Genomic DNA, 11810 nt, shown 5'->3' with positions numbered 1-11810 from the left:
TGCGGCGCGTCACTGTCCCACCAGGCCCGGCGGGCGCGGCAGGTCGCCGAAGCCGCGGGTGGGGGGGAGTGTGGATTCTGACGGCAGGGGCACCACGATCCGCGGCGGCAGTTCGGGCAGGGTGCGCTCGGTCCGCCGCGGCGTGGCGGGCGTGGCCGGGCGCTGTGCGGCGGGCCGGGGCGCCGCCTCCGGCCGCGTCTCCGGGTGATTGTCCTGGCGGGCGACGGGCGGAGCCGCGGGCGCGGCCGTGCCGGTTCCCGCCGGCGTGCCGGCGCCGGCCGGCGCCCCGAAGCCCGGCGCCTCGCGCCGTTCCACCGGCTGCGGCTGGGGCGGCGGGGGGGCGGCGGCCACCGGCGGTGCGGGCGCAATCTGGATGGGGGCCGCCACCGCGGGGGGCGGCGCCTGCGGCGTCGCGACCGGCTCGGACGGGGGCGCTGCCGGCGGCGCGCTTGCACGCGGCGCGGGCGGCGGGGATTCGGGCACCGGCACAGCGACAGGGGCTGGCGTCACGGCCGGTGGCGGCGTCACCGTGGCCGGCGGCGCGGGCGGGGTCGCGGCCGGGGTGGTGCGGGCCTGCCGCTCCTCCAGGCGCCGCGTCTCGCGCTCGATGGCGCGCATGGCCACCACGCTGGTGAGGGCGGGAGCCGCCACCCGCCGTTCGGGCGCCGTCAGGGACCCGCGCCAGGAAACATTGCCGCCCGGCACGGCGCCGGACGCCTCGGCGCCTTCGAGATCCACAGCGCCATCCATCATCAGGCGGGTCAGGTCGAGACTGCCGGAAAGCCCCACGCGCACGCCATCCGCCGTGGTGCGGGCGGGGGAGAGCCGGACGACGCCGTTGACGATGCCGAGGGTGGATTCCGCCATGGGCAGGCGCAGCGGCCCCTTCTGCAGCGCGCGGTCGAGCATCTGGGCGGTGCGCCGCTCGTCCGGCGGGGCGGGCAGCATGGCGGTTTCAGCCAGCACGGCATCGAGGGCGGCGGGGTTCGCGCCCTCGATCACCAGATTGCGCACCGCGAGGGTGCCCTGGCCGGACAGGGTCTGCACCACGCCGAGCACGCTGCGACCGGAACCGCCGAGGTCGAGGGTGAGGTTGACGCGGCCACGGGGCGGCGTGCGGGCGCCGGTGGCGGAGATGAGGGCGTCCGCTTCCACCTGCTCCAGCACCAGGCGGCCCGAGGCCTCGATGCCCTCGCCCTGGCGGCGCAGCCGCAGGCCTGCCATTGCCCGCCCGCCGCCCATGGCGCCGGACATGTCGCGCAGGTCGAGATCGGCGGCGTCGCCGGACAGGCGCAGCCGTGCGCCGGTGAGGGCATAGGGGCCAACCACGGCGAGCCGCGCGGCGGTGAGATCGAGCGCCAGCGAGACGCCGCTCACGGACGGACCGCCGAGGCGCGCGGGGCTCCACAGGCCCCCCGCCGCCCCGCCGGCCTCGGCGCGGGTGCCGAACAGGCCGATCAGGCGCGGCACGGAGAGGGTGTCGAAGGCGAGCGCGCCGGAGAAGCGCGGTACGGACCCCGGCTCGATGTCCAGGGTGCCGGAAACCGGGGCGCCGGCGAGGGAGCCGCTGAGCCCGCCCAGCCGCCAGGCGGGGCCATTGCGCGACAAAGCGAAGGCGAGGGCTGTGGGCACCGGCCCGTCGGCAGCGGCGCCGGCCTGCGGCAGGATGCGGCCGAGGTCGGGCCCGTCCAGGCGCATGGCGATGTCCGGCTCCAGCCCTTCGGTGGAGATGCGCACGCGGCCGTCGCCCTGGGCGCTCATGTCCGCCAGAGCGAGGCGGCCGCGGACATGGGCCTCGCCCTGCGTCATGGGCTCGACGGAAAGTTCCATCCGCGCCGGGCCGGCACGCGGGGCGATGCCTTCGAGGCCAAGGGCGGACAGCGCCCGGGCGCCGTCCGAAAGGTCGGCCTTCAGGGCGACGCGCAGGGGCACGCCGGCGATGGAGCGGGTGAAGGCGATGTCGCCGCTGATCTGGCCAAGGGTGCCGGCGACCGAGATGTTGCGCCCGCCGGCCTCGCCCCACACCACGGTGCTGGAGAGCTTGACCGGGGCGGCGATGGGCAGGAGGCGCGTCAGCACCTCGGCGGTCCGGTCCCCGGCCACCAGCCGGGCCACCGGCACCAGCCCGTCGGCGCGGGGGCCGGAGATGGCGAAATTGAACTCGCCGCGGGGCGTGGTGGAGAAATTCTCCATGCGTCCCGCGCCTTCCAGGCGGATGCCGCCGAGGTCGTCCGCAAGCATCCGCGCCAGGCGCCAGTTGCCGCCGGTTGCGGTGGCATCCAGCGTGAGCGCCCGCAGGGGCAGCCCAGCCACCGTGAGGTTGCGGCCGTCGATGAGGAAGATCCCATCCGCCCCGCCGCCGGCCGTCGCCGCCGCCTGCTGCATGGCCGCCACCAGCGGATCGAGGTCGAAGCCGTCCAGGGAGAGGCGCACGTTCAGCTTCGGTGCCGCGCCGGCGGGCAGCCCGACAGAGGCCGTGCCCTTCATGCGGCTGGCGCCGAAGGCGGCGTCGAGTCCGTCCACCGCAACGCGGCCGGGCGCGGCGGAGATGCGGCCGGTGATGCGAACCGGGCCCTTGGCCGCCGCCACATATTCGCGTGCCGCCGAAGGCGCAGCCCAGCGCAGGAAGGCGGCGGGGTCGTCCGCGGTGAAAGTGAGCGCGCCGTCGAAGCCGTCCGCCGGGGCGCCCGGGCGGGCTGCCTTGGGGTCGCTGGTGCGGGCATCGCCGGCTTTTGCGTCCGCCGGCCTGGCATCGGTCGGCCTGGCATCGGTCGGCCTGGCATCGGTCTGCTTGGCGGCGCGGGTGGGCACGCCGGACAGCCGCAGAGATGCCTTGCCCGGCAGTTGCGCCTCCGCATTGTCCAGCCGCCAGCCGGCGCTGGAGCCGGAGATGTCGGCCCGCACATCGCGCAACAGGGTGCCGCCGAGCATCAGCTGATCGCTGGCCAGACCGATGCGGGAGGCGATGTCCGGCACCGGCAGCCGCCCCACCGCCGCGAGAAAGCGCGCCAGGGCCTCGGCGGGGCCGGCGCTGGCGTCGGCATCCCCTTTGCCCGGGTCGCCGCGCAGGGCGTCGAAATCGAGGCTGCGCGCGTTCAGCACCGCATCGAGGCCGATGGCGCGGCCGAGGGAAAGGCGGGCGGAGCCCGACAGCTGGGCCGGGGTGGCCGAGCCGCCGATGGCAAGGTCGAGGTTTTCCGCCAGCACCGCGTCCGGGCTCGCCTTCAGGGTGCCGGACAGCCGCCACGCATCAAGCCCCTCGCCGCCGTGGCGGGCCAGGGCGGCGCGGCCGTCGAAGCGCGGCTTCGCCTCGGCCACATTGAGGGTTCCGTCGAGGTCGAGGCCGAAGGGGCGGGTGCGCCCGTCCAGCACGATGCGCAGGCGGCCTGCGCCGTCGCTGCCGATCTTGCCCAGGGTGGAGCGCAGGGCAAAGCGGGCGCCGGCGGTTTCCACCTCGCCGTCGAGGCGGAAGGGGCCGGACAGGGAGCGCGCCTCGCCCTTCAGGTCCAGGTCTGTGAAGGAGAAGGTGTGGTCGGAGGCGCGGTCCAGGAGGTCGATGGCGCCGTCCTTCACCTCGAAGCGGGCGATGGAAAGGTCGGCCGCCCGGCCGGTGCCGGTGGGCAGGGCAAGGCGGCCGGCGCTGTCCAGCACCAGGCGGATCTGCGGACGGTCGAGGGTGACGCCGGTGGCCTCCACCTCGCCCCGCAGCAGGGCGCCGAGGGAAAGCTCGGCCTTCAGTTCGCGCACCGTGCCGCCGGTGGACACCACGTCGCCCAGCGTTACGTCGCGCAGGCGGATGCGCGGTGCGGGCAGGATCTCGGCGTCGATGGGGCCGCGGATGACCACGGGCAGGCCCAGGGTCCGGCCCATCTCCGTCTCGAAGGTGCCGCGCCAGGCGTTCCAGTCCACCACGAACGGGGCGGCGAAGGCCCCGCCGATGGCCAGGATCACCGCTGTGGCGAGGCTGATGAGTATGCCCTGCAAGCCCGTCTCCCCACCGCTTCTCTCAAACCAGCGGACACGCTGCCCACATGGCGCCGGGCCGGCTTTGCCCCACCCGGCCGCAAACCGCTCCCCCCATATGGGGGGCATCCCTTCCTATGGGGAGAGATTGCGATCAGATCGCGACGATCTTTCCCGGATTGAGGATGTTTTTCGGGTCCAGCGCCTGCTTGATGGCGCGCATGGCGTCCAGCGTTGCCTCGCCATGCTCGGGGGCCATGTATTTCATCTTGCCCTGGCCGATGCCGTGCTCGCCGGTGCAGGTGCCGCCCATGGCCAGCGCCCGCTCCACGAGGCGCTTCATGTAATGCTTGGCCTTGGCGAGGTCCTCCGGGTCGTCCACGTCCACCATCAGGGTGGTATGGAAGTTTCCGTCTCCCACATGGCCGACGATGGGGGCGATGAGGCCCATGTCCTCGATGTCGCGCTTGGTTTCCATCACGCAGTCGGCAAGGCGGGAAATGGGCACGCACACGTCGGTGGCCACCGCCTTGGCGCCGGGTCGCAGCGGCAGCACCGACCAATAGGCATCGTGCCGGGCCTGCCACAGTTTCGAGCGCTCCTCCGGCTTCACCGCGAACACCGAGGGGCCGCCGCCGAACTCCGCCGCAATCTCGCCGAAGCGGTCGGCCTGCTCGTGCACGCTGGCCTTGGTGCCGTGGAACTCGAGGAAGAGGGTGGGGGTCTCGGCAAGGTCGAGCCGGGCGTAGGCGTTGGAGGCACGCACCTGCATTTCGTCGAGCAGCTCGATGCGGGCCACCGGGATGCCGCTCTGGATGGTGGCGATCACCGTGTTGCAGGCCGCCTCCACGCTGGGGAAGGGGCAGACGGCGGCGGAGATGGCCTCCGGTATGCCGTACAGCTTGAGGGTGAGCTCGGTGATGATGCCCAGCGTGCCCTCGGCCCCTACGAACAGGCGGGTGAGGTCGTAGCCGGCGGAGGACTTGCGCGCGCGGGTGGCGGTGGTGAGCACCTCGCCGGTGGCGGTCACCACCTTCAGCGACAGCACGTTGTCCTTCATGGTGCCGTAGCGCACCGCATTGGTGCCGGAGGCGCGGGTGGAGGCCATGCCGCCGAGGGAGGCGTCCGCCCCCGGGTCAATGGGGAAGAACAGCCCCTGGTCGCGCAACTCCTCGTTGAGGCGTTTGCGGGTGACGCCGGGCTCGATCACGCAGTCGAGGTCCGCGGTGTTCACCTCCAGAATGCGGTTCATGCGCGACAGGTCGATGCAGATGCCACCCAGCGGGGCATTCACATGGCCCTCCAGGGAGGTGCCGGCGCCCCAGGGGATCACCGGGACCTCGTGCTCGGCGCAGGTCCGCACCACCGTCTGCACATCCTGCGTGCACTCGGCAAACACCACGGCGTCCGCCGGTTCGTTGGGCAGGTAGGTGGTGATGTTGGCATGCTGCTCCCGGACGGCGAGGCTCGTCACGACTTTGTGATCCAGCGCGGAGCGCAGGGATTGCACGGCGGCGAAGACTCGTTCGTGGAGCGAGAGCTCGGATTTCGCGGCTGCAACAACCATTTACAAATCCTTAACTTTGTCCTTGGGCATCGGCCGCCTGTGGATCACCTTGTGGATAACAGACGGTACGAATGGGCCGTTTCCGACTAAAATCACCTTGACAGTGACATTTTTGATTCGCGATTCGCGACCTTCCAGAGCCGTTTTCGGGCGTGACGAATGCCCGTTCTCGCGTCACAGTGCGCTCACAAGCGGCAAATTCAAGCTGACTGAGCGAGGCGGCCATGTTGGACCGGATCGACTTCGAACCCGTGTTTTTCGCTCCCTTCGTTTCCTCCTCCATGAAGGTCGAGGGAGAGTGGATCGATTATAATGGCCATCTCAACGTGGCCTATTACACGCTCATCTTCGACCGGGCCATGGACGAGGCGCTTTCGCTCCTCGGGCTCGGACCCAGCTATGCCAGAAAGCGCGGCGCATCCTTCTTCACGGCGGAATCCCATATCCGCTACCTGCGGGAGCTGCCACCGGAATCTCCCGTGCGGGTGACGCTGCGGCTCTTGGATTATGACGAGAAGCGACTCCACCTGTTCCAGACGCTGCATCATGCCACCGAAGGCTGGGTTTCGGCCACATCCGAGCAGATGGCCCTGCATGTGGACCTGAAGTCGCGGCGCGTGGTGCCGTTCCCCGACGACGTGCTGGAGCGCATCGCCACCATGCGCGCCGCCCATGCCGGCCTTGCGCCGCTCGACGGCCTCGGCCGCCGGGTCACCATGCCCGCGCGCTTCTGAACCGAGGGCGCCGCCGCTTGCGCCGGGGGCTAGGCCCGGCTGCCATCGTGATTGTCCGCAACGCCGGCGCAGCCACCGCTTCGCCGGCCGTTGTGCATCCTGCGAGCTTGCACTGCGTGCAGGGCTGGCATGATGTTCCAGCGCTTCTGCTGCGATGCGGCGCGTCCTATATTGCGCTGCGATAAGGCTTGCTGGGACCGCAGGTTCCAGGGCCCAAGAGCAGGAGGCCTCTCATGAGCGCCGTTACTTATACCGACCGGTCTTTTTCGGGTGCGCGCAAGGCTGTTTCCGCGGCGAAGGCCGAAGGTGCGAACAAGGGCTTCTGGGCCCGGCTGATGGATGCCATCATTGCCGCCCGCACCGAGCAGGCGGAGCGTGAACTGTCCCGCTACGTGCAGGTGCACGGCCGCGACCCCATCGCCTGAGGTCGTCCGCTTCTTCCGACGTGCCCGCCTTTTTTCTTATGCCCGCCCCTCCTGGAGAGGGGCGGCGCTGAAGCGCCCTACCGCGGACGCCCGGCATCCGCGGCGAGGGTGAGGGTTGCCCATCCCTCCATATGCCTCTGGGAGACCAGACGCAGGCCCTGGCTGCGATAGGCGGCGAGGGCCGCCGGCACTTGGGCGGACAGGAGGCCGGACAGGACGATGCGGCCGCCCGGCGCCAGCAGGCGCCGCAGCGGGCGCGCCAGACGCTTCAGCGGCGGCAGCAGGATATTGGCGAGGATGAGGTCGTAGGGGCCTTTCTCGCCCAGCGTCCGGGCGCCGGCACCGGCGGCGTGTACCATGAGGATGCCCGGCGCCTGGTTCGCCCGCGCATTTGCCCGCGCCGTGCGCACCGCCACCGCATCGATGTCGCTTCCCACCACCCGGGTGTGGAACTGCCGCGCAGCGGCGATGGCCAGCACGCCGGTCCCCGTTCCCACATCCAGCACCCGCGCCGGGCGCCCCCGCCGCGCCGCATCGACGATGGCGCACAGGCAGCCCTGGGTGGTGCCGTGATGGCCGGTGCCGAAGGCGAGCGCCGCCTCGATCTCGATGCCGATGCAATGCCCGGGCACCCGCCCGCGATCATGGGCGCCGTGCACCACGAACGGCCCCACCTTCACCGGCGCGAGGCCTTCGAGGCTCGCCGCCACCCAATCCTTCTGCTCCACATCGCCGAAGGTGACGCCGGCGGCCAGTTCCGGCCCGGCGGCGATCTCCACCATTTCCTGCAGCCGCTCGGCATCGAAGGCCGCGCCGGCATAGACCTCCACTACCCATTCCGCGTCCGTGCGCTCGAAGTTCGCCACCGCCACCTCGGCCGGGTCGAACGTCTCGGAGATGAGGTCGGCGATGCGCTGCGCCTCGCGCCGCGGGGCGGCGACCCGCATCACATGGGTGGCGTCGTTGGGGGGCAGGCCTTCGAGCATGGGCGCGGCATCGTCCTTGAAAAAGTTCGGCGCGGATCAGGCGCCGGAGGCGCCCACCACCCGGTTGCGCCCGGCCGCCTTGGCCGCGTAAAGGCGCTTGTCGGCTGCATCAAGCAGTTCCGTCAAGGTCTCCCCGTCCTGCGGCGTGGTCGCAACGCCGATGGAGAGCGTCTGCAGCGCCACGCCCTCGGGCAAGATCGCGTCCGTGGTCCGCCGCGCCAGCATGGCGGCGAGCTGCAGCGCAGATGCATGGGGCACGCCGGGGGCGAACACCGCGAATTCATCGCCACCATAGCGCACCACATAGTCGCCCTGGCGCAGCACGTCGGTGAGTCCCTCGGCGAGGAGGCGCAGCACCGTGTCGCCGACGAGGTGGCCATGCCGGTCGTTCACGTCCTTGAAGTCGTCCACGTCCACCAGCAGCAGGCTCACCGGCCGGCCGGTGGTCTTGGCCACCGCCACCAGGTCGCGTCCCAGGGGTTCGAGCTGGCCACGGTGCAGCACATTGGTCAGCGGGTCGCGGCGGGAGGTCACCTCCAGGCGTTCATAGCGCTGGCGGTAGGTGAGGGCCTCGAAGATGTCGGAGAGGCGGCGGCGGTCCGGCGATCCGCGCACCTCGAAGCGGGCGAGGTAGAAGGCCAGCATCACTGCATAGAGACCAGCCGCGGCCAGCTTGCCCACCCATCCGCCGATGCCGGCCGAAACCGGCACCCCCATGGCGAGGTGGAGCACCCCGAAGAAGCCGATCTGGTCGAAGGTGAGGACCAGCGCGAGGGTCAGCCACAAAAGCAGCACCGGTGCCCGCCGCAGGTTCTGCGCCAGGCGCTCGTAGATGAGGATCATGGCGATGCAGTCGATGAACAGGAGCAGGGTGCTCCACACCATGAGCACGCCGAGCTGGTCCATGAACGAGAGGTCCCCCGGCGCCCCGGGGGCCGGCACCACATGGTGCTGCCGCAACAGGAAGACGAGGGCGAGCAGCAGCAGGTTTCCCAGCATCAGCCCATAGATGGGCTGGCGCGCCACAAGGGCATCCTCGCGGATGTAGACCAGAAGCAGCAGGGCGAGCTTGCCTGAGAACAACACCACGGAGCCGGGCGAGAGGGAAATGCCCAAAGGCAGCTGCACATAATAGGCGGCGGCCAGATAGGTCTCCATGAAATGAAGACTGCCGAGGGCGCAGAAGAACACGCCGAGGCCCAGCCGGTCGCGCAGCCGGAACAGGGCGAGCATGGCGCCGAAATAGACCAGCACCTCGACGACGAGCAGGAATATGTTCAAGGCGGCCATGGCGGCTCGGGTCAGGCAGCGGGAGAGGGCGTTCGCCGAAGCATCCCGGGAACAGGGGAAGCAGGGGACGAAGGCGCCAGCGGAACTCTACAGGCGAAACAGGGCCTCGTGCCAGGCATAACGGCCACGGCCACCGGCGCCTGACCGGCCCCTGCAGTGGTCATACGCACGGCGCGGGCCTTCAGACCTTCTCCACGAAGGTTTCGATCACCCGCTTTTCTCCGGCCTTGTCGAACTGCACCGTGAGCTTGTTGCCATCAATCCCGGTGATCTCGCCATAGCCGAACTTGATGTGAAACACCCGCTCGCCGGTCTTGAATGCGGACGGCGCGCCGGTGGAGGTGGCGATCAGCGTGCCCTCGATCACCATGGACCCGCGCCGGCCGGAGGCGCCGGCATCATAGCGCGCGCCGCCGCGTTCCGAGAAGCCGCCGCCGGACCCGCCCTCGCGCCCGCGCTGGTTCTGCGCCCGCTGCCAGCCGGGGGTGGAATAAGAGGAGGCGGCGAACGGCTCGGCCCGGTCGAACCGGCTTTGGCCATAGCTGTTGCCGCCATAGCTCGATCCGCCCCAGCCCGCCCCGCCGCGGCTCTCCTCCACCCGCACATGGGCATCGGGCAGCTCATCCAGGAAGCGGGAGGGCACGGTGGAATTCCACATGCCGTGGATGCGCCGGTTGGAGGCGAACCAGATGCGGGCCGAGGCCCGGGCGCGGGTGATGCCCACATAAGCGAGGCGGCGCTCCTCCTCCAGCCCGGCCTTGCCCTGGTCGTCCAGGGCCCGCTGGTGGGGAAACAGGCCCTCCTCCCAGCCGGGCAGGAACACGGTGTCGAACTCCAGCCCCTTGGCGGAATGCAGGGTCATCACCTGAACCGCATCCTCGCCGGCGCCGTTGTCGGCATCCATGACAAGGGAGATGTGCTCCAGGAAGCCGGGCAAATTCTCGAACGGCTCCATGGAGCGCACCAGCTCCTTCAGGTTTTCCAGCCGCCCCGCCGCTTCCGCCGAACGGTCCTTCTGCCACATCTCGGTGTAGCCGCTCTCGTCCAGCACGATCTCGGCCAGCTCGGTGTGGGAGAGGGTGCGCGCCTGCTCGCGCCAGCGATCGAAGCTCTCGATGAGGCCGCGCAGGGTGGCGCGCACCTTGGGTTTGAGCTCCTCGCTCTGGGTGAGGGCGCGGGCCGCTTCCTGCAGGGGCAGGCCGGCGGCGCGGGCCACGTCGTGCACCTGCTTCAGCGTGGCATCGCCGATGCCGCGCTTGGGCACGTTGACGATGCGCTCGAAGGCTAGGTCGTCGGCCGGCGAGTTCACGCAGCGCAGATAGGCCAGCGCATCGCGGATTTCCGCCCGCTCGTAGAAGCGCGGGCCGCCGATGACGCGGTAGGGCAGGCCGAGGGTGACGAAGCGGTCCTCGAACTCGCGCATCTGGAAGGAGGCGCGCACCAGGATGGCGATTTCCCGCAAGGGATGCCCGGCGCGCTGCAGCGCCTCGATCTCGTCCCCCACGGCGCGGGCCTCCTCGCCCGAATCCCAGGCGCCGGTGACGGTGACGTGCTCGCCCTCCTCGCCCTCGGAGAACAGGGTCTTGCCCAGCCGCCCCTCATTGTGGGCGATGAGGTGGGCGGCGGAGGCCAGGATGTGGCCGGTGGAGCGGTAGTTGCGTTCCAGGCGGATCACCTTGGCGCCGGGAAAGTCGCTCTCGAACCTGAGGATGTTGTCCACCTCGGCGCCGCGCCAGCCATAGATGGACTGGTCGTCGTCGCCCACGCAGCACACATTCTTCGAGCCCTGCGCCAGCAGCCGCAGCCAGAGATACTGCGCCACGTTGGTGTCCTGATACTCGTCCACCAGCAGATACTTGAAGCGCTTGTGATATTCGGCGAGCACGTCCGGGTTCTCGCGGAACAGGCGGATGCCTTCCAGGAGCAGATCGCCGAAATCCACCGCGTTCAGCGCCTTCAGCCGCGCCTGATAGGCGGCATAGAGCATGCCGCCCTTGCCGTTGGCGAAGACGGCGCCCTCGCCCACCGGCACGTCCTTCGGCGAGAGGCCGCGGTTCTTCCAGCTGTCGATGGTGGAGGCGAGCAGGCGCGCCGGCCAGCGCTTCTCGTCGATGTTTTCGGCGGCCAGCAACTGCTTCAGCAGGCGGATCTGGTCGTCGGTGTCGAGGATCGTGAAGCCCGATTTCAGCCCCACCAGCTCGTGGTGGCGCCGCAGGATGCGCACGCCGATGGAATGGAAGGTGCCGAGCCAGGGCATGCCTTCGATCTGGTCGCCCACCATGGCGTGGATGCGGTCCTTCATCTCCCGCGCCGCCTTGTTGGTGAAGGTCACCACCAGGATCTGCGAGGGGAAGGCCCGGCCCTGCGAGAGGATATGCGCCACACGGGCGGTGAGCACCCGTGTCTTGCCGGTGCCGGCGCCGGCCAGCACCAGGAGCGGGCCTTCCAGCGTCTCCACCGCCTCGCGCTGCTCCGGGTTGAGCCCGGCGAGATAGGAGCCTTCCGGCGCGGCGGGGGCGATGCCGGCGCGCGCGCGCGCGGCGATGCCGCCGGGCTTGAGGCCGGGAAGCGCGGGGGCGGCCTCATTCTGCCGGGGGTCGCGGCGGCGGGGGTCGAAGGGCGTGTTCAAAACGGGGGGTCTCGGGACGTGAGCCTGCAGTGTTGAATCACCAATCTGATTCAGCGATATGATTCTCTTGCAGAACAAAATGGCACCGCAGGGGCTCGATTGCGAGCGCTGCCGTTTCAGATGCCCGTCCGGTCCGGCACACGGACCCGCCGGCCGGCGCAGAAAAGCCCGCCGGTGGCGGGCTTTCGCCGGGTGGATGTGCGCTGTGCCCGCCGC

Annotated in this window: 7 protein-coding genes; 2 read left to right on the top strand and 5 right to left on the bottom strand. The window is 70.5% G+C overall.

Going from position 1 to position 11810, the window contains the following annotated elements:
* Window positions 1-9 precede the first annotated feature (9 nt).
* Together ACI7BZ_RS20390 and ACI7BZ_RS20385 are read right to left on the bottom strand one after the other, a co-directional pair.
* The gene (locus tag ACI7BZ_RS20390; protein WP_414118955.1) at window positions 10-3984 is read right to left on the bottom strand and encodes an AsmA family protein; all 3975 of its coding nucleotides are present in this window, start codon (window positions 3982-3984) and stop codon (window positions 10-12) included.
* A 133-nt stretch (window positions 3985-4117) separates the two neighbouring features.
* A complete protein-coding gene (locus tag ACI7BZ_RS20385) occupies window positions 4118-5530 on the bottom strand; it encodes an FAD-binding oxidoreductase (protein ID WP_414118954.1) in 1413 nt (470 codons plus the stop codon).
* Between the two features lie 224 nt (window positions 5531-5754).
* Here ACI7BZ_RS20385 and ACI7BZ_RS20380 point away from each other — a divergent pair, with 224 nt between their 5' ends.
* Together ACI7BZ_RS20380 and ACI7BZ_RS20375 are read left to right on the top strand one after the other, a co-directional pair.
* Complete coding sequence (locus ACI7BZ_RS20380; RefSeq protein WP_414118953.1) at window positions 5755-6264, top strand: thioesterase family protein; 510 nt, start codon at window positions 5755-5757, stop codon at window positions 6262-6264.
* A 233-nt stretch (window positions 6265-6497) separates the two neighbouring features.
* Complete coding sequence (locus ACI7BZ_RS20375; protein WP_414118952.1) at window positions 6498-6689, top strand: hypothetical protein; 192 nt, start codon at window positions 6498-6500, stop codon at window positions 6687-6689.
* A gap of 77 nt (window positions 6690-6766) precedes the next feature.
* Here the strand turns inward: ACI7BZ_RS20375 and ACI7BZ_RS20370 are convergent, their stop codons facing one another.
* From ACI7BZ_RS20370 to ACI7BZ_RS20360, 3 genes are all read right to left on the bottom strand, one after another.
* Window positions 6767-7675, bottom strand: a complete 909-nt coding sequence (locus ACI7BZ_RS20370) for a 50S ribosomal protein L11 methyltransferase (protein WP_414118951.1) — start codon at window positions 7673-7675, stop codon at window positions 6767-6769.
* A 36-nt stretch (window positions 7676-7711) separates the two neighbouring features.
* A complete protein-coding gene (locus ACI7BZ_RS20365; protein ID WP_414118950.1) occupies window positions 7712-8965 on the bottom strand; it encodes a GGDEF domain-containing protein in 1254 nt (417 codons plus the stop codon).
* A gap of 181 nt (window positions 8966-9146) precedes the next feature.
* Entirely contained in the window at window positions 9147-11594 is a 2448-nt protein-coding gene (locus ACI7BZ_RS20360) for an ATP-dependent helicase (protein ID WP_414118949.1), read from the bottom strand.
* Between the last annotated feature and the right edge of the window lie 216 nt (window positions 11595-11810).

It is taken from the genome of Xanthobacter sp. AM11 (assembly GCF_047444035.1).
Lineage (GTDB): Bacteria > Pseudomonadota > Alphaproteobacteria > Rhizobiales > Xanthobacteraceae > Xanthobacter.
This window is presented reverse-complemented; position numbering and strand designations above follow the sequence as displayed.

What these genes read in the sequence shown, in the direction of transcription:
- ACI7BZ_RS20375 (WP_414118952.1), top strand. Translation starts at nt 6,498, where the DNA reads ATGAGCGCCGTTACTTATACCGACCGGTCTTTTTCGGGTGCGCGCAAG.
- ACI7BZ_RS20365 (WP_414118950.1), bottom strand. Translation starts at nt 8,965, where the DNA reads ATGGCCGCCTTGAACATATTCCTGCTCGTCGTCGAGGTGCTGGTCTAT.
- ACI7BZ_RS20370 (WP_414118951.1), bottom strand. Translation starts at nt 7,675, where the DNA reads ATGCTCGAAGGCCTGCCCCCCAACGACGCCACCCATGTGATGCGGGTC.
- ACI7BZ_RS20385 (WP_414118954.1), bottom strand. Translation starts at nt 5,530, where the DNA reads ATGGTTGTTGCAGCCGCGAAATCCGAGCTCTCGCTCCACGAACGAGTC.
- ACI7BZ_RS20380 (WP_414118953.1), top strand. Translation starts at nt 5,755, where the DNA reads ATGTTGGACCGGATCGACTTCGAACCCGTGTTTTTCGCTCCCTTCGTT.